This window comes from Dactylosporangium salmoneum (assembly GCF_039532525.1).
Classification (GTDB): Bacteria; Actinomycetota; Actinomycetes; order Mycobacteriales; family Micromonosporaceae; genus Dactylosporangium; species Dactylosporangium salmoneum.
Genome location: NZ_BAAARV010000093.1, coordinates 69,252 through 94,424 on the forward strand (window position 1 = coordinate 69,252; position 25,173 = coordinate 94,424).

The following is a 25,173-nucleotide window of genomic DNA, read 5'->3' on the forward strand; positions in this document are numbered from 1 at the left end:
AGTCGGTCTCCTTGCGTCAGGATCATCGAGCGTCGCAGACCCTAGCAACCTTCTCCGTGAGGAAGACAAGTGTTGTCGGGAAGACGCTTGCTGGCTATTTCAGCGTATGAGTGCAACCGTGTCAGTCAGGAACCGGGCATCTGCCGCCGCGGCCGCCGCGGAAAGGTGCACGATGGTCGAAAAGTTGTGGACCATGCCCGGTTCGACCCGGTACGTGGCGTCGATGCCGTGGTCCGCCAGTCGCGCAGCGTAGCGCGTCGCGCTGTCCCGGAGCGGGTCGAGCTCGGCCGCCACGATCAGCGCCGGCGGCATTCCGTCAAGGTCGAAGAGCAGCGGATTCGGTACGGCGTGAGCCTCGCCCGCCCACGCCGCCACCCAGTCCCGGTGCGCCGGCATGTCCAGCGTGAACCCGGAGCCGAACTCCTCGGCGCTCGGCTGGTCGAACGTCACGTCCAGCAGCGGGCACAGCAGGATCTGCGCGGTCAGCGGGGCCGGGCTGCGCCGGGCGGCCAGCACGGCCACGAACGCCCCGGCCGAGTCCCCGCCGACCGCCACCGGCCCGAGCCCTGCCGCCCAGTCGATGACGGCGAGCGCGTCGTCCACCGCCGCCGGGTACGGGTGCTCCGGCGCGAGCCGGTAGTCCACCGCCACGACGGTGGTGCGCGTCGCGGCGGCGATGCGCCGGCACAGCGCGTCGTGGGTGTCGAGGCCGCCCAGCACGAAGCCGCCGCCGTGGAGGTACACCAGCCTGGTCTTGCTCTCCTGCTCGAAGACGCGGACCGCGACCCCGCCGGCCACCTCGTCCCGCGCCGGCATCGCCGGGCCCTTCGGCCGCAGGTGCGCCCGGTCGCGCGACCCCTGCCGCAGCTGCGCGACGCTGAGCGGCGGCCCCGCGACCCGCGAGTCCAGCACGAACCGCTCGATGGCGGCGTCGGCGAAGATCGTCACACGGTAGGTATACCGCGACCGGGTTCTGGTTCCAGCAGGCGGCCGGGTACGGCGCCCTCGCCGCCGGTCTCGCGCTGGTCCCGATGACCGCGGCCACCCTCCCCGGCACGTGGTGGGGCGGGCGGCTGAACCGGTCCCGCGGGCCGCACCGGCCGATGCTCGTGGGGCTGCCGCTCGGCGCCGCCGGGCTCGCGCTGCTGGCGGTGCTGCAAACTCCGACAACGTCGGGCGTGCCGTCAGATCAACCGCCGCCAGTAAATCGGTCAGAAAGTTGCATTGAGCCGTGCTAGTTTTTCGGCTCCATGTAAACGGCCGACGGGGAGGCGGGATGGCTGACGTACTGGTCGAGGCCGAGGGCCTGGCAAAAGTGCACCGTTCGGGCGACGTGCGGGCGGTCGACGGCATCGCGTTCCGGATCAGCCGGGGCGAGGCGTTCGGCTTCCTCGGCCCCAACGGCGCCGGGAAGTCGACGACCATGCGCATGATCGCCTGCGTCTCGCCGCCCTCCGGCGGGCGCTTGACGGTGCTCGGGCGCGACACCGTCCGCGACGGCTCGGCGATCCGGGCCCGCATCGGCGTGGTACCGCAGGACGACGCCCTCGACTCCGAGCTGTCCGTCGAGGAGAACCTGCTCATCTACGGCCGGTACTTCGGGCTCTCCCGGCGGCAGGCCCGCGACAAGGCGGTACAGCTGCTGGAGTTCGCGCAGCTGAGCGACAAGGCCGGGGCCAAGGTCTCGGCGTTGTCCGGCGGGATGCGGCGGCGGCTCACGATCGCCCGGTCGCTGGTCAACGATCCGGAGATCCTGCTGCTGGACGAGCCCACGACGGGGCTGGACCCGCAGGCCCGGCACGTGTTGTGGGACCGGCTGTTCCGGCTCAAGCAGGACGGCGTGACGCTGATCCTCACCACGCACTACATGGACGAGGCCGAGCAGCTGTGCGACCGGCTCGTGGTCATGGACAAGGGCGTCATCGCGGCGGAGGGCTCGCCGCGGGAGCTCATCGAGCGGTACGTGACCCGCGAGGTGCTCGAGCTGCGCCTCCCGGACGGCGCGCCGCTGCCGCAGGCCGGGGCGGTCGTCGAGCGGGTCGAGGAGCTGCCCGACCGGGTGCTGCTCTACACCGACGACGGCGAGGGTGCGCTGGCCAAGGTCCACGCCGACGGGGCCGAACCGATCACCGCGCTGGTCCGCCGGGCCACCCTGGAGGACGTCTTCCTGCGCCTCACCGGACGGTCGCTGGTCGAATGAACCTTCTGGCGCTGCGCGAGTTCTCGTACTGGATGGTGCACTACCGCCGGAACTGGCGGGGAACCATCGTCGTCAACGTGCTCAACCCGCTGCTGTTCCTGCTGGCCATGGGGGCCGGGCTGGGGCGGCTGGTGGACCGGCACACGGGCCCCGACACCCTGCACGGCGTGACGTTCCTGGCCTTCTTCGCCCCCGGGCTGCTGGCCGCGGCCACCATGCAGAACGCCGTCACGGTGTCGACCGGCTCGGTGTTCCTGGCGGCCGGCCCCGGTGGCAGCTACCGCAGCGGCACCGCCGGCCCGCTCGGCACCGACGACGTGCTCGCCGGGCACATGCTCTTCATGGCCTTCCGGATCGCCACCTCGGCGCTGTGCTTCGTCGCCGCGCTGCTGTGCTTCCCGGACCTGCGCACGATCGGCCTGCTGTGGCTTGCCCCGGCCGCCCTGCTCACCGGCCTGGCCTTCGCCGCGCCGCTGGCCGCCTGGTCCGTCACCCTGGAGAACCGGCAGCCGATGAACAACGTCTTCCGGTTCGTGATCATGCCGATGTACATGTTCTCCGGAGTGTTCTTCCCGGTCGATCAGATCCCGGTGGTACTGCGGGCAGTCGTCTACGCCACCCCGCTGTGGCACGGCACCGAGCTGTGCCGCGGCCTCTACCTCGGCAACGCGAGCCAGGCGGCCGTCCTCGGGCACACCGCCTACCTTGCCGCGCTCACTGTCCTGGGCCTCGCGCTGGCCCGCCGCACCTACCGACGGCGGTTGTTCGCATGACCCGCGCCCTGCTCCTCGTCGAGCGAAACCTGATGATCTACCGGCACACCTGGGCGCTGCTCGCCGCCGAGGTGGTCGAGCCGGTGCTGTACCTGCTCTCGATCGGCGTCGGCGTCGGCGCCCTGGTCGGCAGCGTGCCCGGCCTCGACGACCCGGGCATCTCCTACGCCCAGTTCGTCGCGCCCGCGCTGCTGGCCACCTCGGCGATGAACGGCGCCATGAACGAGACCTCCTTCGGCGCGTTCTTCAAGCTCCGCTTCGACCGCATCTACGACACGATGGTCGCCACCCCGCTGACGGTGCGCGACATCGCCCTCGGCGAGACGGCGTGGGCGCTGCTGCGCGGCGCGATCGCCAGCGGCGGCTTCCTCGCCGTCGTGGCCGTGCTCGGCTATGCCCGCTCCCCGTGGATCCTGCTGGCCGTCCCCGGCGCCGCCGTCGTCGGCTTCGCGTTCGCCGCCGCCGGGCTGGCCGTGGCCACCTTCCTGCGCAGCACCCACGACTTCCAGCTGATCCAGCTGGTCATGCTGCCGATGTTCCTGTTCGCGACCACGTTCTTCCCGGTGAGCGTCTACCCGCGGCCGGTGCAGGTGTTCGTGGAGTGCCTGCCGCTGTACCACGCGATCCAGCTCCTGCGGGAACCGGCGCTCGGCCACGTCGGGCCCGCCCTGCTGCCGTCGCTGGCGTACCTGCTGGCGTTCGGCGCGCTGTCCCTCGCCGTCGCCCTGCCCCGGCTGCGCCGCACGCTGCTGGCCTAGCCCACCTTCGCGGGGGAGGACGGGCCGTTCGCGCTGGTGGCACGGTTTGGCCGGGGACATCAGCGAGCGCGGCGTCGCAGCCTGAGGAACTGGCCGAGGCCCTGGCCGTCCTCGACGGCGATGAACGCGCCGCGCACGGCGAAGAGGGTCTCCTCGGTGTGCGGTGCGCAGGCCCAGGCGGTGTCGCCCGTCCACTGTGGAGGCCGAGGTGACCATCGCGGTGTTGCGCGGGTCGGCGGCCATGCAATCGGCACGAGCCGCGAACCGCCGATGTTCGCGCCGGAGCATCCGAGGCATTCCGGATCGCCCGAGGCCGGTTGATCGGCACCGCTACGCTGGCGCGGCCGAGCGCCGAACCGAGGAGGAGCACCGGTGGACGACCACGTGTCGTGGGGAGTGTTCTGGGCCACCCTGTCGTTGGTCAACGCCGGGCTCGCGCAGGCCAAGGGGCGCAGCGGGCTCGTCTGGTGGCTCTGGTCGCTGCTGTTCGGGCCGCTCGCCACGCTCTTCGTCGTCGTCCGGCCGCGCGTGGACGACTGAGCCCTGCCGCCTGGCGGACGGCCATCTTGACAGCGTCGATGTGAGCGATAACACTCGGCTGACACGCGACCGCCATCGCGTCGTTAGCGGCGCTATGTGAACGCTAACATTCTCATCCTCCGAAAGGTGCACTGTATGTTGCGATCCGCCATCGCAGCCGCACTGCTCGCCGCCGCCGCGCTGGTCGCCCTCCCGGGCACGGCGCAGGCGGCCGGGACGCTGCCCTGTGACATCTACGCCAGCGGTGGCACACCCTGCGTCGCCGCGCACAGCACCACCCGGGCGCTCTTCGGGTCGTACAGCGGGTCGCTGTACCAGGTGCGGCGCTGGTCGGACGGGGCGACGTCGAACATCGGCGTGCTGAGCGCCGGCGGCTACGCCAACGCGGCCACTCAGGACTCGTTCTGCTCCGGGACGTACTGCACGATCGTGCGCATCTACGACCAGACCTCGCACCACAACGACCTGACGATCGCCCCCGGCGGCGGCGCCAACCCGACCGGCGACCAGGGCGCCAACGCGGCGGCCCTGCCGGTGACCGCGGGCGGGCACAGGGTGTACGGCATCTACATGTCCGCCGGCAACGGGTACCGCAACAACGCCACCAACGGCGTGGCCACCGGCAGCCAGCCCGAGGGCCTCTACATGGTCACCGAGGGCACGCACCACAACGACCGCTGCTGCTTCGACTACGGCAACGCCGAGACCAGCAACAACGACACCGGCAACGGCGACATGGACGCCATCTACTTCGGCACGCTGTGCTGGTTCTCCCCGTGCGCGGGCGGGCCCCGGGTCGCCGCGGACCTGGAGAACGGCCTGTTCGCCGGCGGCGACGGCTCCTGGACCGCGAACACCGGCCGCAGCACCGCGTTCGTGACGGCGATGCTGAAGAACAACGGCACCACGACGTACGCCATCAAGGACGGCGACGCGCAGTCCGGCAGCCTGGCCACGCGCTACAACGGAGCCCTGCCCAGCCAGTCCGGCTACCGCCCGATGACCAAGCAGGGCGCGATCATCCTGGGCATCGGCGGCGACAACAGCAACGGCTCGGTCGGCTCCTTCTTCGAGGGCGTCATGACCAGCGGCTACCCCAGCGACGCGACCGACAACTCGGTGCAGGCCAACATCGTCTCGGTCGGCTACAGCAAGAGCGTCACGTTCCCGGTGAACGGTTCGACGTACCGCCTGACGAACCTCGCCAGCGGCAAGGTCCTCGACGCCGTCAACTGCGGCACGGCCAACGGCACGGCCCTGGACGTCTGGCAGGCGCTGGGCAACACGTGCCAGCAGTGGCGGTTCAACAGCGTCGGCGCCAACAAGTGGACCCTGACGAACGTCAACGCCGGCAAGGTGCTCGACGCCGTCAACTGCGGCCTCGCGCTCGGCACCGCCACGGACCTCTGGCAGTCGCTGGGCAACACGTGCCAGCAGTGGGCCGTCATCCCCGCCGGCAACGGCCGGTACGAGCTGGTGGTGGAGAACAGCGGGATGGTGCTGGACGACCAGAACTGCGGCACCGCCAACGGCACCAAGGTGCAGATGTGGATGTGGCTCAACAACACCTGCCAGCTCTGGGCGATCGCCGCGTAGCCGGCCCCTCGACCACCGCCGGGCGCCCGCACCGCCAACCCGGGCGCCCGGCGGTGCTCGCCGGGCGCCCGGTTCGTCAGGCAGGCGGGCGCAGGCCGCGGAAGTTGACGTAGTACAGCGGCGAGACGTCCAGGGCGTGCAGCACCGCGCCGTCGGCGGTGGGCAGCACGGTCGCCGCGACCGCGGCGGCGGGCGCGACCAGGGGCACGGTGAGCGCGGCGGCGAGGACCGCCCCGAACCTCTTCACAGCGGGCATGCCGGGCAAATTATTCGACGATCGTGAGCCTGTTGTGAAGATGTCCCGAACCGCAAGCCGATGCTTCGCTCGCGAAGGCACTTGACCGGCGTCGAGGCCGGCCGCCGTCGATCATGAGGCCGTCAGGTCGTACTGGTACAGGTTGAACTTCGTCATGATGGCGGTGACCTTCGCGGTGTACTGCGGATCGGTGGCGTAGCCGGCCTTGGCGACCTCGGCGATGAAGAGGTCGGGGGCGTTGCGGTAGGCGAAGGCGGCGGCGTAACGGGCGTTGCCGGCGAGGGTGGCGCCGTGGTCGCGGAAGGAGTCGGCGGCGCTCGCGTACGTGCGGAACGACGCGGTCGCCGGGAAGCACTGCCCGGCCGCGGTGCACTCGCTGGTGGAGTGCTCGCTGCAGCCGACGGCGAACGAGCCGACGCCGAAGCACTTCATGCCGAAGAAGTTCCGGTCGACGGTGGCCAGGGCGCTGCGCCCCCAGCCGGACTCGAGGATGGCCTGCGCGATCGTGACCGAGGTGGGCACGCCGTACTCGCGCTGGCTGCGCTGCGCCCCGGGCGCCGCGGCGGCGATGAACTCGGCGTTGCTCATGGTCCCGCTGGGCTCGGGCAGCGCGGCCACCGGCACGTCGGGCCGGGCGCAGGCGGCGCCCCGGGCGCGGCAGGACAGCAGGCCGTCGGGTCCGCCGGCGTGGCTCGCGGCGGCGGGTCCGGCCGCCGCGAGCAGGGCCATGCTGCCGGCGACCGCCGTCAGCGTGGCGGCCAGCGCGCGCTTGATCGTGCGGTACGGCATGGTCGTTCGCTCCCCGGTCGGTGGCCCATGGCACTGACCAAGGTCCGCGGGCCGGGGAGCGCCCCGGTTGCCCGGGGCGGTGCGAACGCGTTGCTCAGGCCGTCGCCACGGCCCGCCGTTCCCGGCGCACGGCGATGGCGCTCCCGGCCGCGGACACGGCGAGGTTCGCGACGGCCAGCGCCGTGATGAGCACGGCCGCCTGCCGGTGCAGCTTCGTCTCGCCGAAGGCCAGCCCGACCACGAGCGGCAGGTCGATCAGCGCGATCACCCCGGCGAGCGCGACGGCGGCCGCTGCGAGCCACGCGAGGGGCGGCCGGGAATGGCGGGCTGTCACCAGTACCACCGCGGCGCTTACCACGAAGACGGCGCCGATGGTCGTCGTCTGGCGCATGATCGGCCCGCTGCTGCCCCAGGCGGCGAGCGCACCGGCGGCGATGAGATAGATGGCGCCGAGCATCAGCAGGGCCCGGCCGGCGACCGCGACGGCCGCGGACAGGCGCCCGCCGCCGTGCACGTCCTCGAGGAGGCCGGCGACGTGGCCGGCCTCGCCGAACTGGGCCACGGCCTCGCGCTCGGCCTGCTCCTGGGAGAGCCCGGCCGCCACCTTGCCGGCCACGGTCTGGCGCAGGTGGCCCTCGGCCTCCTCGAGCATGCGCCGGCCGGCCGCACCCTGCCCGGCCAGGCGGTCGAACAGGTCATCCAGATAGCGGTCGATCTCGTTCACGCCCACCCCTCCACGACGGCTCGCACACCCTGCTGGAAGACGCTCCACTCCTGCCGCTTCACGGGGATCGCGGCGCCCCCGGCGTCGGTCAGCCGGTACACCCGCCGCCGTCGCCCCGCCTCCTGGCTCCACTCGCTGTGCACCAGCCCGTCGCGCTCGAGGCGGTGCAGCGCCGGGTACACGGTGCCCTCCGGCAGGTCGAACGCCCCCTCCGACCCCTCGCGCAGGGCGGCGATGAGCGCGTAGCCGTGCACGGGTCCGGCCCGCTGGAGCGTGACGAGAAGTAACAGGTCCAGGTGCCCCCGAAGGTCCATACCTAGGAATCTAGGTATTGGGCCGGTGGGCGTCAACCGTCGCGGCCCTGCCAGGTGGTGATGCACAGTTCGTTGCCCTCCGGGTCGGCGAGGACCCAGAAGGCCGGGGCGTGGGCGGCCGAGACCAGGGTGCCGCCGGCGGCCAGGGCGGCTTGCAGGCGGGACTCGGCCTCGTCGTGCGGGACGGAGACGTCCAGGTGCAGGCGGTTGCGCTGCGGGCGCGGGGCGTCCATCTGCTGGAACCACACCGCCGGGGCGAGGTCCAGGGGGTCGATCAGCGGGGCGCCGTGCGCGTCCGGGCCCTCCGGCGTGTCGACGTAGGCGAGGGCCGCCTTCCAGAACGGGCGCACCGCCGGGATGTCGAGGGCGTCGACGCCGACCTCGATGCGCTGGGTCTGTGCCGGTGCCGTCTCCAGATCCAGCCCGCGGATGGCCTCGGTCAGCCGGCCGGCCAGCGACACCGTCTCCGGCGTGCACGGCTCGATCGTCAGCACCAGCCGGTCGGGGCGCAGGTCGAGCCGGGCGTCGCCGGTCACGGCGGCGCACGCCGCGGCGGCGCGGGCGGCCTCGGCGAGGGAGGTCACGGCGACGGTGGTGCGCAGGGTGCCCAGGACGTAGCGCCAGCCGAGGCCGGCCACGGCGGCCTGGAAGAGGTGAGTGCTCACCCGCTCACATATACAGGTCGACGCCCTTGCCGTCGGAGACGTTGGCGGCGACCTGGAGGTTGTGCTTGGTCCCCATCAGCTGGGACAGGGTGTCGGCCTGGGCGTTGACCTGGGCCTGGCGGGTGGCCGGGTCGACCGGGGTGCCGGCGGCGGGGACGCTGAACGTGACGCTGTCGCCGATGCGCATGACGGTGGCCCTTCCTCGAAGCGAAGCGGTCCCCCTGCCATCGGCAAGGGGACCGCGTCCGTGAGGGTTACCTCGCCAGGCGCGACTGCGCGGCCAGGGCGGCCAGCGCGGCGAGGATGATGGCGGCGCCGTACCACATGACGGTGCTCAGCAGGCCCAGCGGCGCCACCAGCTGGCCGGCGACGATCGCCGGGACCCCGAAGGAGAGGTACGCCACCAGGAACACCGCGGCGAACAGCCCCGCCCGCTGGTGGGCCTCGGCGAGCGGGCCGACGGCGCGCAGCGCGCCGGAGAAGGTGGAGCCGAAGCCGGCCCCGCCGATCAGGCCGCCCACCCACAGCAGGGGCAGGGTGCCGGTGCCGATGCCCAGCAGCACCACGGCGGTGCCGATGAGGACCCCCAGGGTGCCGTACCGCACCACGCCCCGCGCCGGGTAGCGGCTGAGCAGGTAGGCGGCGGTGGCAGCGGTGGCCGGCGGCACGAAGGCGGTCGCGCCGCCCAGCAGGCCGCTGCTGTGGTGGAACACGTCGCGCAGGATGATCGGCGACAGCCCCATGAACAGGCCGGCCAGCATCCACGAGGCCAGGTGGGCCGGGGCGTGGGCGAGGAAGTCGGCCCGGGCGGCGCGCGGCACCGAGACCCGCGGGCGCAGCGCGGCCAGGCCGCCCGGCGTGCGGGTCACCGTCTCGGCCGACAGCGCTGCGGTCAGCGTGCCCAGCGCCATGACCACGGCGAGGCTGGTGAAGACGATGAGATTGGCCTCGTGGGTGAACTGCACCGCGGCGCCGGTCAGCAGGGCGCCGAGGCCGAGGCCGCCGGCCGGGGCGACCGCGCCCAGGATGCCGCCCAGCCGCTTGTGGGCCGGCGGGGCGAGCTCGACGAGGGCGGCGGTGAAGGCGCTGCTGGCCGCGCCGGTGGCGACGCCCTGCACGATCCGGGCGGCGATCACCCAGCCGATGCCGGGGGCGAAGACGAACATGAGCATGGCGGCCAGCTCCACGGCGAGGGCGCCGATGAGGACCGGGCGGCGGCCGACGTGGTCGGACAGGGAGCCGGCCACCACCAGCGAGGCGAGCAGGCCGAAGGCGTAGGCGGCGAAGGCCACGGTGAGCACCCACGGCGCGAAGCCCCACTCGCGCTGGAAGAGCACGAGCAGCGGGGTGGGCGCGCCGGCGGCGAGGTAGAGCGAGGCGAAGGCCAGCGCGGCGCCGGCGAACGCGACGCCCGGGGAGAGGGTGCGCCGGCCGGCGGCGGCGATCGGGCGCTCGAGTGTTGCGGTAGACACTGCGCGACTCCTAAAGCAACGATCTTTGCGTTACGCTGAAGGTACGCCGACACAACGCCGTTAAAGCAAAAATCATTGCTTTAGTAAGGATGGTCACACCATGTCTGCCCCAGCGCGCCGCACCGGCGGTCGCAGCGCCGCCGTGCTCTCCGCGATCCGGTACGCCGTGGAGGATCTCGTCCGCGAGCGCGGGGCGGAGAAGGTGACGATCCCGATGGTCGCCGAGCGGGCCGGGGTCAACCCGACGAGCATCTACCGCCGCTGGGGCGACGCGCCGGCGCTGCTCAACGACATCGCGACGTACCGGCTGGACCCCGAGCGGCCGCTGCCGGACTCCGGCGACCTGCGGGCCGACCTGGCCGCCTGGGCCGCCGAGATCGTCGAGCACTACCGCAAGCCGCTCAACGCCTCCATCCTGCGCGGCGGCTCGGCCATGGCCGGCGAGCAGGAGACCGACTGCCTGCGCAACCGGCGGGCCGAGGCGCTGCTCATCGTCGAGCGGGTCAGGCAGGCCAACGACGGTGCGAGCCCGGTCGGCGCCGACGAGGTGATCGACGGGCTGATCGCCCCGATCGTGTACCGGGCCATCTTCCTGCCGTGGACCCTCGACGCGGACCTGGCCACCCGGCTGGTCGACCGGCTGCTGCCGCAATAGCGTGGAGCGCATGAGTCGTCCACAGCTGATTCCCGGGCCCGACCACCCGATCACGGTCGAGCCGTCCGGCGTGCGGGTCGTGGTCCGCGCCGGCGAGCGCGTCGTCGCCGACACCACCGACGCCCTCGCGCTGCAGGAAGCCACCTATCCCGTCGCGTACTACGTGCCGCTCGCCGACGTCGACCAGAGCCTGCTGCAGCGCACCGACCACGCCACGTACTGCCCGTACAAGGGCGACGCGTCGTACTACTCCGTGGTGACGCCCGAGGGCACCCTCGACAACGCGGTGTGGAGCTACGAGGAGCCGTACCAGGCCGTGGCGCCGATCGCGAACCGGGTCGCCTTCTACCCGGACAAGCTCGAAATCACGGTTGTCTCTGTCCAGTAACCGACGGCCCGGACGGTCAACCCGGCCGGGCCTTCTCCCCGTCTAAGCTGCGGACCTGCAGTGGAGCGACACGAACGGACAAAGCTCGCAATACCGGCTGGGGGTTTTGCGCAGCCGCTCGAAGTGAGTACCGTTCGCGAACGGGGAGGGCACAGACATGTTGAGTCGTCGCAGAATGCTGGCCGCCGGAGTCGGAGTCGCCGCGGCGGCTTCGCTCGCCGCGTGTGACAAGGGCGACCAGAAGAGCAAGTGGTCGTCCAACGGCTCCGGCTCGCCCGGCGCCCAGGGCGGGGGCGGCGAGGGTGGCGGCGGCGCGGCCGCCAAGGTCACCATCCAGCCGGCCGCGGACAGCAAGGACGTCTCGCCGGGCAGCGAGGTCACCGTCGCGATCGAGAACGGCACCCTCAGTACCGTCACCGTCGCCGCGGGTGGCAAGAACCTCGACGGCAAGCTCTCCGACGACAAGAAGACGTGGACGTCGAGCGGGACGCTGTCGTACGGCCAGACGTACACCGTCACCGTGGCCGGGCAGGACGGCGGCGGCAAGGACGTCAACGAGAGCAGCAGCTTCACCACGCTGAAGCCGGCCTCGGTCGCGTCGGTCACCTTCCAGGCCAACCCGATGCTCGCGCTGAAGAACGGCGCCGTCTACGGCGTCGGCCAGCCGGTCATCGTGTTCTTCAACAAGGCCATCAAGGACCAGGCCGCCGCCGAGAAGGCGATGAAGGTCACCACCTCGCCCGAGGTCGAGGGCAAGTGGCACTGGGTCACCAACCAGAGCGCGCACTGGCGGCCGGAGAAGTACTGGGCCAAGGGCACGCAGGTCAAGGTCAGCGTCAACGTCCTCGGCGTCGACCTGGGCGGCGGCGTCTACGGCGGCGGCAACTCCAGCGCCAGCTTCTCCATCGGCCCGTCCCGGATCGCCATCGCCGACTCCAACACGCACCAGATGCAGTGCTTCATCGACGGCCAGATGGTGAAGCAGATCCCGATCAGCATGGGCAAGGGCGGCACGACCACCGGCTCCAAGGGCGAGACCATCGACTTCTTCACCCGCTCCGGCGTGCACGTGCTCATGACCAAGGAGCCGGTCGTCACGATGGGCTCGGCCACCTACGGCATCACGGACAAGAAGAACCCGAACTACTACGAGGAGCAGGTCAAGCTGGCCTGCCGCATCTCGCTCTCCGGCGAGTACGTGCACCTGGCCGACTGGAACATCCCCTCGCAGGGCAAGGCCAACACCTCCCACGGCTGCATCAACGTGGCCCCGGCCAACGCCCAGTGGTTCTACGACACCTTCGACACCGGCGACGTCGTCGAGGTGCGCAACACGCCGAAGCAGCTCCCGCTGACCGACGGCCTCGGCGACTGGAACGTGGCCTGGGGCTCCTGGTAAGCACGACCGCCGAGAGGGGGTGGGCCGGGATCGCCGGCCCACCCCCTCTTGCCGTCAGTTGTCCAGGTTGAGCTCGGCGATCGACCACCAGCTGGTGGACGTGCCGGTCTGCACGACCCGGACGTAGCGGGCGGTCTGGGCCGGGAACGCGACCGTGATCAGGGCCGCCGTGCCGGTCCCGGTGGCCACCGGGGCGCTCCAGGTGGTGCCGTCGTTCGACGTCAGGATCTGGTAGCCGCGGGCGTAGTCGTTGGCGCTGCCCGCGGAGTCCATCCGCAGCTGCTTGAACGTCTTCGGGGCGCCCAGGTCGACGGTCAGCCACTGGCCGCTGGCCATCGGGGTGCCTGTGCTCCACCGGGTGCCGGTGTCGCCGTCCAGGACGCGGGCCGGGACGTCCGTGCCGCCCGTGGCCGAGGCCGTGGCCGTCCAGCCGGTCCGGGGCAGCGGGCCGCCCGTCTGGACCGTGCCGGCGGTGTCCAGGTTCAGCTCGGCGACCGACCACCAGCTGGTGGAGGTGCCGGTCTGCACCACGCGGACGTAGCGGGCGGTCTGGGCCGGGAACGTGGCGGTGACCAGGGCCGCGGTGCCGGTGCCGCTGGCGACCGGGGCGCTCCAGGTGGTGCCGTCGTTCGACGTCAGGATCTGGTAGCCGCGGGCGTAGTCGTTGGCGCTGCCCGCGGAGTCCATCCGCAGCTGGTCGAAGGTCTGGGCCGAGCCCAGGTCGATGGTCAGCCACTGGCCGCTGGCCATCGGGGTGCCCGTGCTCCAGCGGGTGGCGGTGTCGCCGTCGATGGTGCGGGCCGGGACGTCGGCGCCGGCGGTGGACGACGCCGTCACCGTCCAGCCGGTGCGGGGCAGCGGCGTCTCGGCCGGGTTCTGCGTGCTGCCGCCGTTGATGGTGGCCTGACCCGTGAGGCGCACGTCGCGCGAGGACGAGCCGACGTAGATCTGGTGGGTGCCGTTCGCCGTCGTCCAGGCGTTGGTCCAGTACTGGAAGCTGCGCGCGTCCAGCGTGACGCTGACCCGCTGGGTCTGCCCCGCGGCGAGCGTGACCCGGGAGAACCCGCGCAGGTTCTTCGGCGGCTCGCCGGTCGCCGCCGGCTGCCCGACGTAGACCTGCGCGACCTCGGTGCCGGCGCGGGTGCCGGTGTTGGTCACGTCGAAGGCGACGGTGACGTTGCCCGCCGCGTCCGGGGCGCCGACGGCCAGGTTGGCGTAGCCGAACGTGGTGTACGACAGGCCGTGGCCGAACGGGAACAGCGGCGCGATGTTCTGGCTGTCGTACCACCGGTAGCCGACCTTGAGCGCCTCTGAGTACTGCACCTGCCCGTTCTGCCCCGGCCACTGGGCCGCGGTGGTCACCGGCCCGTCGGCGAGGCGCTGCGGGAAGGTCACCGGCAGCTTGCCGCTGAAGTTGACGTCGCCGTAGAGCAGCGAGGCGATCGCGTTGCCGTCCTCCTGGCCCGGGTACCACCCCTCGATCACGGCCTTGACGGAGCCCACCCACGGCATGGTCACCGCGGAGCCGCTGTTGACGACCACGACGGTGTTGGGGTTGGCCGCCGCGACGTCGGCGACGAGCTGGTTCTGCGCGGCGGACAGGTCGATGCCCGCGAGGTCCGAGCCCTCGCTCTCGAAGTTGTCGACGAAGACCACGGCCGTCGTGGCGGCGCGGGCGGCCGCGATCGCCTGGTCGTGGACGGTCTGGCCGGGCACGCTCCAGCCGAGGGTGAGGTTGCTCGCGCCGCCGCCCTGGAAGTAGTCGACCTCGAGGCTCACGTTCTGCCCGGCGGTCAGCGCGATGCTGCCGGTGCGGGTCGTGCTGCCCTGGCTGAACCAGTTGTTGATGACCTGCTGGCCGTTGACGATGAGCCGGCTGCCGTCGTCGCTGGTCAGCGAGAACTGGTAGGTGCCGGTGACGCTCGGGTGCAGCGTGGCGGTGTACTTCGCCGACCAGTTGGTCGTGGCCACCCCGGCGGCCGGCGACGCGCCGCCCCACACCTTGTCGATGTTCGACTCGGCCCGGGTCAGCACCGGCGTGCCGGTCATGCCGGTGTTGTTGTAGTACGACGCCTGCAGGCCGGTGAACGCGGCGGCGGGCACCGGCGGGAGCGCCCCGTCGGCGGACGCGATGCCGGGCGCGTAGGTGGCCGAGGCGTTGCGCGCGTGGATCGCGTCGTAGGGGGTGACGAGGTAGGGGGCGTTGACCGCCGCGCTGCCGCCGCCCTGCACCATGGCCCGGGTGCCGCCGCCGGGGCCGATCACCGCGACGGACGCGCCCCCGGCGATGGGCAGCGCGTTGCCGGCGTTCTTCAGCAGGACCGAGCCCTCCTGGGCGACCCGCTTGGCCACGTCGGCGTGGGCCGCGGTGGTGACCACGGCGGCGGTGTCGACGGTCTGGGTCTTGTCGAAGAGCCCGCGCCTGAACATCGAGACCAGGATCCGCCGCACGTGGTCGTCGATGGTGGCCGCCGACACCTGGCCGTTGCCCACGGCGGTGGTCAGGGCGGAGCCGTAGTACTGGCTGCCGGGCATCTCCATGTCCAGGCCGTTGTTGGCCGAGGCGACCGTCGAGTGGGTGGCGCCCCAGTCCGAGGTGATGAAGCCGGTGAAGCCGAGGTCGCGCTTGAGCACGTCGTTCTGCAGCGGCCCGTTCTCGCAGGCGAAGGCGCCGTTGATCGCCGAGTAGGAGCACATGGCCGAGTCCACCTGGCCCTGCTTGACGGCCGCCTCGAACGCCGGCAGGTAGATCTCGCGCTCGGTGCGCGCGGCGACGACCGCGTTGTCGGCGATGGTGTTGCGGTTGGTCTCCTGGTTGTACGCGGCGTAGTGCTTCACCTGGGCCATCGGGCCCTGGCTCTGGATGCCCTGGATGTCGGCGGCGGCGCTCTGCCCGGCCAGGTACGGGTCCTCGCCGAAGGACTCGAACGCCCGGCCCCAGCGCGGGTCGCGCACGATGTTGACCGTCGGGGCCAGCACCACGTTGGTGCCCTTGCCCCACTGCTCGGCGCCCAGGACCTCGCCGTACTGGCGGATGAGCGCAGTGTCCCAGCTCGCCGCGCCGGCGACGGGGGCGGGCAGCTGCGTGACGCCGGTGAACCCGTCGCCGGCGCCGACCGGCCCGTCCTGCAACCGGATCTGCGGGATGCCGAGCCGGGTGTTCGCGTCGACGCAGCCGGCGAAGCCGCAGCTGGCGCCGCCGTGCAGCATGGTGAGCTTCTCGGCCTGGGTCATCGCGGCGAGCAGCTCGTCGGCTCGCTGCGCGGGGGTCTGGGTGGCATCGCGCCACGGTTGGTCGGCGGCGTCGGCGGCGCGGACGCCGACGACCAGGCCGCCGGTCAGCACCGCCGCCAGGGCAGCACTGAACAGCACACGTCTGCGGGACAGCATGAGGCTCCGATCGTGCGGCCGCGCGGCGGCCGCCGGAAAGGGGGTGTGTAGCCCGGACGATGGCGGTGGCCGGGCGTGGGAGAGCGCTCTCCGAGAAGCTTTGCCCGCCCCGCGGCCACTGTCAAGCCCGTCTATCCGAGGACATCCCGCGACGAGCGCCGGCGAGCCCAGCGCCTCGGGATTCGGCTGGCGACGGGCCCCTTTTAGACTGCTTCCGGTGAGCTTCGATCTGTACTTCTGGCCGTCCGGAGCGGCGAGGAATCCTCGTCGGCTGGCCGGACGGCTCGCGGATGAACGGGCGAAGGGACTGGCGCCGGATGCGCGGGTGCTGGCGTTGCGCGCCGAGCTCCTGCGTCGCTGGCCCGAACTGGCGGACCACATCGCGCCGTGGCACCACGACCTGGGCTGGCGGCAGCCGTGGGGGCGAACCGATCTCGCGGATCGCTTCATCACGCTGACGCTGTCCTACGGGTGGGATGCCGTCACCGCGCTGCCCTTGGTCGCCGGTGCGTATGGGCTCGACGTGTACGACCCGCAATCTGATCGGCTGACGCCGCCCCGCCCGGGAGCCGCGGACGCCGGTGTGCCGGAGCTTGTGACGCGGGTTGCCGGTCGGGTTGACGAGGATCGCCTCGTACCGGCGCTCCGGCATTTCAGTGCCTGCATCGGTTACCGCTACGACGACCTGGACGAGGCGGCACTGACCGGTGCGCTCGACAACACCAGCGACGAGCGCGCCGACGGCTGGTTCGAGTACCCCCTCGCGGGCACGCCGGCCCTGACGGTCCGCCTGGCCCGATCGCCGGGCAGCACCGCGGTCTGCGTCCAGATCGAAGGCGTGATGGACATCGTGCTGGCCACGCGTATCGAAATCGTGCTGGACGAGCCGTAGGGACTCGCCGCGGCGCGGCTTCGCACCCTGCGGGATGGCAGACTCCAGGAATGAACCAGGACCAGGAGCTCCGGGTGCGCGGCGGCGGCGAGGGCGACCCGTTGCTGCTGTTGCTGCACGGGCTGGGCGCGACCGGTGCGGTGTGGTCCGGGTGGGAGCCGGTCCTGGCGCAGCGCTGGCCCGGCCGCTGGCTGGCGCCGGATCTGCCCGGTCACGGCCGGTCGGCGGCGCTGTCCGAGTACACGTTCGATGGTCTCGCGGAGGCGGTGCGCCCGCTGGTGGAGTCGGCCGGCCGCACGGTCGTGCTGGGGCACTCGCTCGGCGGCGTGGTCGCACTGGCGCTGGCCGCCCGGTTCCCGGCGGCGGCGGTCGTCGGGCTGGGCATCAAGGTCGCCTGGAGCGACGAGGAGCTGGACCGCGCGCAGGCGCTGGCCCGGCGTCCGGTGGCCTGGTTCGGCTCGCAGGAGGAGGCCACCGCCCGGCACCTGCGGGTGTCCGGGCTGGCGGGTCTCCTCGCCGACCGGGACGGTGCGGTGCGGGACGGCATCCGCGAAGAGGACGGCCGGTGGCGGCTCGCGCTGGACCCGGCCGCGTTCGGGGTGGGCGCGCCCGACATGGCCGGCCTCCTGGCGGGGTCGCGGTCGCCGGTCGTCCTGGCCCGGGGCGAGCGCGACCCCATGAACACCGACGAGCAGCTCGCGCGGCTGGGGGTTCCGGCCGTCACGCTCGCCGGGCTGGGCCACAACGCCCACGTGGAAAGCCCGCGGCAGTGCCTGGAACTGCTCGAGGCGTACTGCTGAGCTGAGGCCTACCGCAGGACCTCCAGCAGCCGGGCGGCGAAGGCCTTCGGGCGCAGGACGTGGGCCGAGTGGCCGCCCGGGAACTCGACCGCCGCGGTGCCCAGCAGGCGGGCGAGGGCGTGCGCCGGCTCCGCGTGCGGGCGCGTGGAGGTGCTCGTGCCCACCGCCGGCAGGACCCGCGGGGGAGGGCCCGACAGCAACGGCTCCAGGTAGAGGCGGAAGCGGCGGGCGGCCGGGGCATCGTGGGTCAGGAAGAACGTCAGGTTGGCGGCTCGCTCCGGGCCGGGGCGGGGGATCTGCGCGTCCGGCTCGCGGTCGCCCAGGTCCAGGGCGGTCAGGGCGAGGAACTGCCGCATGGCGGCCGGGAGGCCCTCGGCGGCGAAGGCCTCCTCGACCGCTCGCTGGCGGGCGACGAACGGCGCCGGGTCGGGCAGGACCTGGGTCAGCGGGGGCTCGTGGGCGATCAGGGTGCGCACCAGCGCCGGGTACCGCGCCGCCAGGTCCAGCCCGATCAGCGCGCCGATGCTCATCCCCAGGAAGTCCGCCGGCGGCCAGGCGTGCTTGGCCAGGAGCAGGGCCAGGTCGTCGGTGTGGGACTCGATGGTGACGGGGTCGTCGCCGGCCGGGCTGCGGGACAGGCCGCGGCGGTCGTAGGTGAGCACGGTGAACTCGCCCGTGGCCACGAGCTCTTGGACGAGGGCGGCGCTCGCGTCCGCGTCGCCGTCGCCGGGCTGGACGATCACGAGGTGGTGGGGGCCGGTGCCGTGGATGGACGTGTGCATGGGGCCGACGTTAAACCATCAGTTCTGATGCATCAAGAATGCTGTATTGTTGGATCGTGAACGGACTGCAGTTGCTCGTGCTCGGGCGGACGCTCGTCAAGCTGGCCGGGACCGCCATGCCCTCGCTCGGGGCCGAGGGGTTGCCGGCCAGCGTGCGGTCGGTGCTCGTCGACGTGCACCACCATCCGGACAGCTCGGTGGGGGAGGTCGCGGCGCGGACCGGGTTTCCGCAGAGTCACGTGTCGGCCTCCATCGCCCGGCTGCAGGAGCAGGGGCTGCTCGTCGCCGAGGCCGATCCGCGGGACCGGCGGCGGACGCTCGTGCGGCCCGCGCCCGACCCGCGCGGCGGGTTCCTCGTGATCGGCAGTGAGCCGGCCGACGATGCGCTGCTCGAGGCGCTGGATGATCCGCGGGCGCTGCCCGACGTACAGCGGGCGCTCGAAACCCTGTATCGGCACCTCGTGCCCTCGTCCGGCTGAACCGGCGCATGTCGCTGCGTGCCTTCCGATATGTCCGGAATTAGCGTTATGTCGGACATGGCCGAAGACACGGGGAGGCGTCTTGAGGAGGCCGTTGGTCGCGGCGGGGCTGCTGGTCGTTCCGGCGGCGGTGCTCACCGCCAGCGTGGCCGCGCATCCGGAACCGGCGCCCACGCCGCCCACCGGGCCGGCGACGGCCGAGCGCGCGCCTCGCCCGGGCGACCTGGTGCGCGGCGCCGCCTTCGGGGCGTCGATGCCGGACGTGGTCGGGTACGACCCGGCCGCGGACGTCCTCGTCGCCCAGCCGCAGGCCAGGACCGAACTGGCCGGTCTGGACGCGCACACCGGCGCCCAGCGGTGGCGGCGTCCGCTGGATGCGGGCGGGGCGCTGGGCACGGTGCTGTGGGCCCAGTCCGACCTGAGCGGCGGCTCGGTGCTCGTGAACACGTTCCACAGGGACACCAAGGCCGGGGAGCTCACCGCGCTGTCCACCCGCACCGGCGAGGTGCGCTGGCGGATGCCGCTGACCACGCGCACCACCGCCATGGCGGCCGGCCCGGCCGTGCTGGTCGCCGAGCCGGCGCAACAGGCATCCCCGATGCGGTGGGCGACCGCCCCGGACAAGGCCGACAAGCCGGAAACGCCGAAGCCGCGGGCCGGACGCCCGGACCGCATGGTCTTCGGGCCGCAGGCGGCGCCACCGCGCGCGCAGCCCGGAAGGGCCAGGCTCGGAGCGGGGGACGACGGCGCCGAGGCGGCCGCCCGCACCACACCTACCCCCGGCACGATCAACGCGCTCGCGGCCGGCGACGGGGGCCGCCTGTGGAGCGCCGAGCTCCCCGACGGCTGCGACCTGCGCGCCGCCGCCGGCGACGGCCGGACCGTGGCCGTGCGCCTGGCCTGCGCCGACGGCGACCGCCTGGAGCTGCGCGAGGCCCGCGGCGGCAAGCTGCGGGCCGCCGCCGAGCTGGACCCGGAGGCCGACGACGGCGGCCTGGGCCTGCTGGTCCGCGACGGCGCCACCCTGGTCCGCGGCACCCGCACGTTCAGCGTCTTCGGCCCCGGCGGCAAGCGCCTCGTCGAGCGGTCCGGCGACGGCTGCGCCGAGTTCTGCGACCTGGCCGTGGAGGGCGGCGTCGCGGTCGTGGCCCAGTCCGGCGGCGCGAGCGACCACACCGACGGCGCCCTCGAGGCGTTCGCGCTCTCCGACGGCAAGCAGCGGTGGCGGGCCGAGCGGACCGTCCGGGTCCTCGTGCGCGAGGGTGGCCGGCTGTACGCCGTCGGCCCCGCCCCCGCGCCCGTGCCCTTCATGGCCGTGAGCGGCGTCGCCGAGGACGGGCCGTCGGCGTCCTACGCCACGGCGCTGCCGGCGACCGCCACGGCGCAGCCGGGCTCGGCGCTGCTGGTCCGCGACGGCGGGGAGCTGGCCTGGTACCGCATCCGCCCGGTGCCCCGCCCGGCCGGCTACCTCGGCGGCGCCGCGCAGCGCCCCGACCCGTGCAAGGTGCTGCCCCCGGCCGAGCTGCGGGACCGCTTCGCCGGCAAGCCCGTCACCGCCCAGCGCGACGGCGACGCCACGTGCACCCTCTCGTCGCCGAAGACCACGCTGCGGGTCGACGTCCTGTGGGCCGGGACCGACGAGGCGCAGGCGATCCAGCGGTACCGCATGATGGGCAACGCCGACGCGAAGCGCTTCGGCACCGTGGTGGTGGCGGTGACCCCTCAGAAGTCGTCGTCGATGAGGCCGTAGGGCGGCTGGTCGGGGCGGCGCGAGTAGCGCACGATCACGTCGTCGGCGGCGGTCGGCGGGGGCGCGTTGTCGGCCACCACCACCTGCGCGCCGACGCCCCGGCCGGCCAGCCAGTCCTCGATGTGCCGGTAGATGCGCTCGATGGTCTCGCCGTCCTCGAGGTCGCCGAGCGCGCCCAGGTTCTTCTGCGGGCTGTCCAGCAGCAGGAACCCGGGGTGCGACGAGCGCAACTCCCACGCCGTCTCGAACATCGCCAGCTGCCAGGCCAGCGCGATGAGGGTGCGCCCGCCGGAGGACGCGGCCGTGTACGGCTCGCCGCGCACGTACGGCGTCAGGTCCTCGGCCAGGTAGGCGTCGGCGAGCTTCGGGTAGCGGAACTCGGCCAGGATCGCGCGGTAGCGCTCGCCGACCCGGCGCACGACCGCCGACCGGTCGGCCCGGCGGGCCTGCGTGCCGCCCGCGGCCAGCTCCCCCCGGTCGGCCGCGATCTGGTCCATCATCTGCAGGATGCCCTGGGCCCGCCGCTCCAGGCCCTGCACCAGCCGCAGGCCGCTCACGGTGCGCTGCAGGGTGGCCGCGGCCTCCTCGCGGCGGCGGGCGATGGCGTCGCGTTCGGCCAGTAACGGCGTGACCGCGTGGGCGGTAGCCGCGTCGACCTCGGCGGCGGCCCGCGACTCGGCCTCCTGGGCCCGGGAGGCGGCCGAGCGCAGCCGCGGGATCTCCCGTTCCAGCTCCTCCAGGTGCCGGGTCAGCTCGCCGAGGCGGGTCTTGGCCGCGCGCAGCTCACCGGAGACGTCGACCGGGCCGACCGGGAACCGGCAGGCGGGGCAGCGCTCGTCGGTCGCGGCCAGCGGGGCCTGGCAGCTCAGGCAGGCGCTCGCCCCGGTCTCGAAGAGCCGGTCGGCCTCGCTCATCATGGTCCACTTGCTCACGTCGTCGGCGTAGCTGCCGCGCAGTGGGATCATCCGCTGCAGCTGCGTCTCGCGGTCGCGCAGCTCGTGGTCGGCCCGCTGGGCGGCGCGGGCCGCCTCCCGGTGCCGCTCGCGCAGCTCGGCGGCGAAGCCGGTGGCGGCGCGGGCCCGGGCGTCGAGGCCGGCGAGGGCCTCCGCGCAGGCGGCCAGCTCCTCCTTGGCCCAGTGGTGCAGGGTCTCCAGGTCGTCCCGGGTGCCGACGTGCTGCTCGTCGACGAGCTGCTCGGCCGCGCGGTAGGCGGTGCGGGCCGTTGCCAGCTCGGCCTCGACCGCGCGGATGCGCCGGCCGATCTCCACGGTGTGGTCGTCGTGCACGTCGAAGACCACGTCGACGACCTGGCGCAGCTTGAGGTGCTTCATCGGCACGCTCTCGAACAGCAGGTCCTTGCCGTCGAGGCGCTCGTTGGGCAGCAGGCACAGCCACATGAGGTCGCGGAAGCTCAGCGGGTCGTCGACGTCGTGGGACAGCCGCACGCCCTGCAGCTTGCAGTGCGACAGCAGCAGGCTGGAGAGGCTCTCGGGGTGGCCGGCGGGGCGCAGCGGCCGGCGCACCCGCGGCGCGGCGCCGGGCTCGTCGAGGCGGCCGGCCCGCACGTAGGCGAACATCGACGGCTCGCCGACGGCGCGCTCGATGAGGTACGGCGAGCCGGACAGCTCCACCTCGAGCGTGGCCGACTTGACCTTGGGCGTGATCTCCGGGTGCCGCGGGTGGTCGCCCGCGCCGAGGCAGTAGTCGACGAACTCGAGGATCGTGGTCTTGCCGGTGCTGAACGCCCCGGCGAGGATCGACAGGGGGCGGGGCGCATCGTCGGGGGCGCGGAAGTCGACGTCGTAGCCGCGGTCGTCGCCGTGCAGGCGCAGCCGCCTGATCCGGATGCCGTGGGTGCGCAGACCAATCATGGCCGATCCTCGATGGGGAGAATGACCGGGACGAGCCAGATGCGCAGGCCCTCCCGAAGTTTACGACCACTGAGGCGGCGGAGCCGCCGGATGACGATGCGTACCGCTGTGATGTATGACTGAGCATACATCGCCGTGAATCGTCCGGCTATGATCGCTCCCTCTTCGGTGAGCCCGTAGGTCACCCGCCCGGCGGCGGCCACGTCGACCAGCCCGCGGGCGACCAGCGCGCCGAGGTCGCGGCCCAGGTGCAGCTGGGCGGTGGCGAAGCGCTGCGCGGGGCTGGCGTAGCCGACCGTCCGGTCGTCGAACCCGGCCAGCCGCAGCGCCGTGCGGTCCGGGTCGTCGTCGGCCCGGGCCAGCAGCAGCGGGTGCCCGGCGAGGAACTCGTAGACGCCCAGCCGCTCGGCGTCGATCGGCTCGCCCGCGCAAGCCAGCACGAGCAGCAGCCGCGCCTGCCGGAAGCGGGTGAGATCGTCGGGCGTCACAGCAGCTCCCGCCAGTGCGTCACCCAGCCGGCCCGGCGCTGCTCGACCACCCGGTGCATGAGCCCGCAGCGGTGCACCGGCCCGGCCCGCAGCCCCGCCGGGAACGCGCCCGTCTCCCGGATCTCGTGCATCACCGAGGCGTGCAGGCCGGGCAGCAGCTGGTTGCCGGGGTGCCGGGTCACGTGCGCGTTGAAGTCGGCCTCCCAGATGCCGTGCACCACGCCGTCGGCCTCGTCGAGGGCCTCCAGCTCCGCCGGGACCCGCTTGTCGAGGATCTCGCGGGCCAGGAGGTCGGCGTTGAAGTACTCCCGCTTGGCCGCCCCGACCTCCAGGTGCCCGGCCGCGCGCAGCTGCCGCACGAACAGCGCGGGCTCGAGCGTGTCGGCGTCCTCGGCGGCGAGGTCGTGCAGCGGTACGCGCGGAGGCTGGACCGGCCCCGCCGGCGCCGCGTAGGGGTCGTAGAAGTGTCGGCGCACGTGCGCGCAGTCCGGCTTGATCAGCAGGTTGCGCAGCGCGTTCTCGTGCCACAGCTCGATCTGCACGCCGGTCTCGCGGTGCCGGCGGGCCCGCCAGTTGTCCCACCACTGCGCGGTCGGCGCGTCCATGCTCGCCGGCACGCACAGCACCCACTGGGCCAGCCGGTAGCCGTTGCGCGTGGCGGCGGCGACCGCGGAGTCGAAGGACTCGCGGATCTGGCCCTGGTGCGAGCGGGTCACGATCGGCCAGAAGTACTTCGACTGCCAGATCACCACGAGCCCGGACAGCTCGCCGAGGAGGATGTCGATGCCCCAGTCGCCGGGATTGGCGCTGATCGCCCGGGCGCCGGGGTAGATCGCCGCGAGCAGCATGGCCAGCATCTGCTCGAAGTCGTCGCGCGCGCCGGCGAGGTTGCCGGCCCGCAGCTGGTGCGCGGCGAAGTTGATCGGCGGCTCGCCAGAGGCGAGGCTGGTGGTGGCCGCAGTCGCCGTCATCTCCCCTCCGCTTCCGACCCCCGGCTGGTGTGATCTTCACCTGCAGTCAAGAGTTTCACGCGGGGCGATGTTACGGCTACTCTGAGCGCAAATTTCACCGTATGTGGGATCACAGTTCGTTCAGATCGATGTCCGCATAGATCGCGGCGTGGTCGGAGCCCGCGTGCACCGCCCTCGTCATGGTGTCGTAGATGGGCCACAGCACCCCGTTGCGGCCGCCCCACACGCCCTTGCGCTCGATCCCGCCGCCGGTCGCGGCGTCGAACAGGGCGGGGGAGAGCAGCACGTAGTCGAGCTTGTTGCGGGCGGTGCAGTAGCCGTACGTCCCGGGCCGCCCGCCGTCGGAAAAGCCCGGGTGGGCCGAGATGTCGCGCAGGTCGGTCTCGCGCAGCAGCGGGGCGAGGGGATCGCTCTCCGGCGTGTCGTTGAGGTCCCCGAGCACCACCACGTAGGGCGAGCGCTGCGCCTCGTAGATCCGCTTCACGTGGGCCGCCTGCCGGCGCCGGGTCGCGTCCGAGGCGACCTTGCCGCCGTAGCCCTTGCTCTTGAGGTGGTTCACCAGCACGACCAGGTGCTCGGTCCGGCCGATGTCGAAGTGGTACTCCGGGCAGTCGCGGCTGAAGACCCTTCCGCGCTCGTCCGCGTCGTCGACGTGGGTCCGCTGCCCGACCAGCGGGAAGTCCCCAGTGGACATCACCCCGACGTCGATGCCCCGCTCGTCGTTGCCATCCATGACCATGATGTGGTGGTACAGCCCGCGCAGGCCGCCCTCGGTGAACCGCTTCAACGCGTGGCGGCTCTCCGCCTCGATCACGCCGAGCACGTCGGCGCGCACGTCGAGGATCACCCGGGCGGTGTTGAGCAGCGCCTGCTCGTCGCACCGGTCGGTGGTCAGCTCCACCCACCCGATCCAGTCGGCCCGCCCGCCGGCCACCACCTCGACCCGCCCGTCCCGGGCCCGCCTCAGCAGCCGGCCCCGGTTCTGCCGCAGCCGCGCGAACTTGGCCAGGTCCCCGTTGCGAAGCCCGAGCCGGGCCAGCTCGCGCAGGATCTCCCGCTTGACCTCGTCGGTGTAGACGGACTCCTCGAGCAGCTCTCCGGCCCGCGCGAACGCCTCCAGCACCGGGCGCCCGGCCGCCCACGTGCGCTGATCCAGCGCCTTGGCCCGGTTGAACAGGTTCTCGACGTTGTAGCTCGCGATGCGCATCGTCCACGAGATTA

The 25,173-nt window shown here is 72.8% G+C and carries 27 protein-coding genes; 12 read left to right on the forward strand and 15 right to left on the reverse strand.

Annotated features, from left to right (window positions below; translation table 11 throughout):
• Positions 1-99: 99 nt before the first annotated feature.
• Positions 100-948, reverse strand: a complete 849-nt coding sequence (locus tag ABD352_RS46140) for an alpha/beta hydrolase (protein ID WP_344618968.1) — start codon at positions 946-948, stop codon at positions 100-102.
• A 328-nt stretch (positions 949-1,276) separates the two neighbouring features.
• Here ABD352_RS46140 and ABD352_RS46145 point away from each other — a divergent pair, with 328 nt between their 5' ends.
• From ABD352_RS46145 to ABD352_RS46155, 3 genes are read left to right on the forward strand one after another with little or no spacing between them, the layout of a single operon-like run.
• Positions 1,277-2,200, forward strand: coding sequence for an ABC transporter ATP-binding protein (locus tag ABD352_RS46145; protein ID WP_344618969.1), 924 nt, complete (start codon positions 1,277-1,279; stop codon positions 2,198-2,200).
• Entirely contained in the window at positions 2,197-2,973 is a 777-nt protein-coding gene (locus tag ABD352_RS46150) for an ABC transporter permease (protein WP_344618970.1), read from the forward strand. The genes ABD352_RS46145 and ABD352_RS46150 overlap by 4 nt, the downstream gene beginning before the upstream one ends.
• Entirely contained in the window at positions 2,970-3,731 is a 762-nt protein-coding gene (locus tag ABD352_RS46155) for an ABC transporter permease (protein WP_344618971.1), read from the forward strand. The genes ABD352_RS46150 and ABD352_RS46155 overlap by 4 nt, the downstream gene beginning before the upstream one ends.
• Before the next feature lie 59 nt (positions 3,732-3,790).
• On the opposite strand, the gene ABD352_RS46160 is transcribed toward ABD352_RS46155, so the two are convergent.
• Positions 3,791-3,985, reverse strand: coding sequence for a hypothetical protein (locus tag ABD352_RS46160; protein ID WP_344618972.1), 195 nt, complete (start codon positions 3,983-3,985; stop codon positions 3,791-3,793).
• A gap of 118 nt (positions 3,986-4,103) precedes the next feature.
• Between ABD352_RS46160 and ABD352_RS46165 the strand changes: the two genes are divergently transcribed.
• Together ABD352_RS46165 and ABD352_RS46170 are read left to right on the forward strand one after the other, a co-directional pair.
• Complete coding sequence (locus tag ABD352_RS46165; protein WP_344618973.1) at positions 4,104-4,271, forward strand: hypothetical protein; 168 nt, start codon at positions 4,104-4,106, stop codon at positions 4,269-4,271.
• Between the two features lie 135 nt (positions 4,272-4,406).
• On the forward strand, positions 4,407-5,867 hold the full coding sequence (locus ABD352_RS46170; RefSeq protein ID WP_344618974.1) for an arabinofuranosidase catalytic domain-containing protein: 1,461 nt from the start codon (positions 4,407-4,409) through the stop codon (positions 5,865-5,867).
• 76 nt (positions 5,868-5,943) lie between these two features.
• Here ABD352_RS46170 and ABD352_RS46175 read toward each other — a convergent pair whose 3' ends face one another.
• The 7 genes from ABD352_RS46175 to ABD352_RS46205 all read right to left on the reverse strand — a co-directional run bounded on the left by ABD352_RS46175 (position 5,944) and on the right by ABD352_RS46205 (position 10,087).
• On the reverse strand, positions 5,944-6,123 hold the full coding sequence (locus tag ABD352_RS46175; protein WP_344618975.1) for a hypothetical protein: 180 nt from the start codon (positions 6,121-6,123) through the stop codon (positions 5,944-5,946).
• 111 nt (positions 6,124-6,234) lie between these two features.
• Positions 6,235-6,912 (reverse strand): sporangiospore maturation cell wall hydrolase GsmA, encoded by a 678-nt coding sequence (gsmA, locus tag ABD352_RS46180; protein ID WP_344618976.1) that lies wholly within the window; start codon positions 6,910-6,912, stop codon positions 6,235-6,237.
• A 94-nt stretch (positions 6,913-7,006) separates the two neighbouring features.
• A complete protein-coding gene (locus ABD352_RS46185) occupies positions 7,007-7,636 on the reverse strand; it encodes a permease prefix domain 1-containing protein (RefSeq protein ID WP_344618977.1) in 630 nt (209 codons plus the stop codon).
• Complete coding sequence (locus ABD352_RS46190; protein WP_344618978.1) at positions 7,633-7,950, reverse strand: PadR family transcriptional regulator; 318 nt, start codon at positions 7,948-7,950, stop codon at positions 7,633-7,635. The genes ABD352_RS46185 and ABD352_RS46190 overlap by 4 nt, the downstream gene beginning before the upstream one ends.
• A 32-nt stretch (positions 7,951-7,982) precedes the next feature.
• Positions 7,983-8,615: a VOC family protein gene (locus tag ABD352_RS46195; protein WP_344618979.1), complete on the reverse strand. Its 633-nt coding sequence runs from the start codon at positions 8,613-8,615 to the stop codon at positions 7,983-7,985.
• Positions 8,616-8,619: 4 nt separating this feature from the next.
• The gene (locus tag ABD352_RS46200; protein WP_344618980.1) at positions 8,620-8,802 is read right to left on the reverse strand and encodes a hypothetical protein; all 183 of its coding nucleotides are present in this window, start codon (positions 8,800-8,802) and stop codon (positions 8,620-8,622) included.
• A gap of 67 nt (positions 8,803-8,869) precedes the next feature.
• Positions 8,870-10,087, reverse strand: a complete 1,218-nt coding sequence (locus tag ABD352_RS46205; RefSeq protein WP_344618981.1) for an MFS transporter — start codon at positions 10,085-10,087, stop codon at positions 8,870-8,872.
• A gap of 100 nt (positions 10,088-10,187) precedes the next feature.
• Here ABD352_RS46205 and ABD352_RS46210 point away from each other — a divergent pair, with 100 nt between their 5' ends.
• From ABD352_RS46210 to ABD352_RS46220, 3 genes are all read left to right on the forward strand, one after another.
• Complete coding sequence (locus tag ABD352_RS46210) at positions 10,188-10,742, forward strand: TetR/AcrR family transcriptional regulator (RefSeq protein ID WP_344618982.1); 555 nt, start codon at positions 10,188-10,190, stop codon at positions 10,740-10,742.
• A gap of 10 nt (positions 10,743-10,752) precedes the next feature.
• On the forward strand, positions 10,753-11,130 hold the full coding sequence (locus tag ABD352_RS46215; RefSeq protein ID WP_344618983.1) for a DUF427 domain-containing protein: 378 nt from the start codon (positions 10,753-10,755) through the stop codon (positions 11,128-11,130).
• Between the two features lie 157 nt (positions 11,131-11,287).
• Positions 11,288-12,529, forward strand: a complete 1,242-nt coding sequence (locus tag ABD352_RS46220; protein ID WP_344618984.1) for a L,D-transpeptidase — start codon at positions 11,288-11,290, stop codon at positions 12,527-12,529.
• A gap of 54 nt (positions 12,530-12,583) precedes the next feature.
• Here ABD352_RS46220 and ABD352_RS46225 read toward each other — a convergent pair whose 3' ends face one another.
• Positions 12,584-15,919: a glycoside hydrolase family 3 C-terminal domain-containing protein gene (locus tag ABD352_RS46225; RefSeq protein ID WP_344618985.1), complete on the reverse strand. Its 3,336-nt coding sequence runs from the start codon at positions 15,917-15,919 to the stop codon at positions 12,584-12,586.
• Positions 15,920-16,136: 217 nt separating this feature from the next.
• Between ABD352_RS46225 and ABD352_RS46230 the strand changes: the two genes are divergently transcribed.
• A complete protein-coding gene (locus ABD352_RS46230) occupies positions 16,137-16,811 on the forward strand; it encodes a hypothetical protein (RefSeq protein WP_344618986.1) in 675 nt (224 codons plus the stop codon).
• Between the two features lie 50 nt (positions 16,812-16,861).
• Positions 16,862-17,611, forward strand: coding sequence for an alpha/beta fold hydrolase (locus ABD352_RS46235; protein WP_344618987.1), 750 nt, complete (start codon positions 16,862-16,864; stop codon positions 17,609-17,611).
• Between the two features lie 8 nt (positions 17,612-17,619).
• On the opposite strand, the gene ABD352_RS46240 is transcribed toward ABD352_RS46235, so the two are convergent.
• On the reverse strand, positions 17,620-18,393 hold the full coding sequence (locus ABD352_RS46240) for an alpha/beta fold hydrolase (RefSeq protein ID WP_344618988.1): 774 nt from the start codon (positions 18,391-18,393) through the stop codon (positions 17,620-17,622).
• 56 nt (positions 18,394-18,449) lie between these two features.
• Here ABD352_RS46240 and ABD352_RS46245 point away from each other — a divergent pair, with 56 nt between their 5' ends.
• Both ABD352_RS46245 and ABD352_RS46250 read left to right on the forward strand, forming a co-directional pair.
• Positions 18,450-18,872, forward strand: coding sequence for a MarR family transcriptional regulator (locus ABD352_RS46245; protein ID WP_344618989.1), 423 nt, complete (start codon positions 18,450-18,452; stop codon positions 18,870-18,872).
• A gap of 82 nt (positions 18,873-18,954) precedes the next feature.
• On the forward strand, positions 18,955-20,622 hold the full coding sequence (locus ABD352_RS46250; protein WP_344618990.1) for an outer membrane protein assembly factor BamB family protein: 1,668 nt from the start codon (positions 18,955-18,957) through the stop codon (positions 20,620-20,622).
• Here the strand turns inward: ABD352_RS46250 and ABD352_RS46255 are convergent.
• The 4 genes from ABD352_RS46255 to ABD352_RS46270 all read right to left on the reverse strand — a co-directional run bounded on the left by ABD352_RS46255 (position 20,595) and on the right by ABD352_RS46270 (position 25,159).
• Positions 20,595-22,493, reverse strand: a complete 1,899-nt coding sequence (locus ABD352_RS46255; RefSeq protein WP_344618991.1) for a DNA recombination protein RecN — start codon at positions 22,491-22,493, stop codon at positions 20,595-20,597. The two genes, ABD352_RS46250 and ABD352_RS46255, sit on opposite strands and share 28 nt — an antisense overlap.
• A complete protein-coding gene (locus ABD352_RS46260; protein WP_344618992.1) occupies positions 22,490-22,981 on the reverse strand; it encodes a hypothetical protein in 492 nt (163 codons plus the stop codon). The genes ABD352_RS46255 and ABD352_RS46260 overlap by 4 nt, the downstream gene beginning before the upstream one ends.
• Positions 22,978-23,952, reverse strand: a complete 975-nt coding sequence (locus ABD352_RS46265) for a hypothetical protein (RefSeq protein ID WP_344618993.1) — start codon at positions 23,950-23,952, stop codon at positions 22,978-22,980. Before ABD352_RS46265 ends, ABD352_RS46260 begins: the two co-directional genes overlap by 4 nt.
• 109 nt (positions 23,953-24,061) lie before the next feature.
• Entirely contained in the window at positions 24,062-25,159 is a 1,098-nt protein-coding gene (locus ABD352_RS46270) for an endonuclease/exonuclease/phosphatase family protein (RefSeq protein WP_344618994.1), read from the reverse strand.
• Between the last annotated feature and the right edge of the window lie 14 nt (positions 25,160-25,173).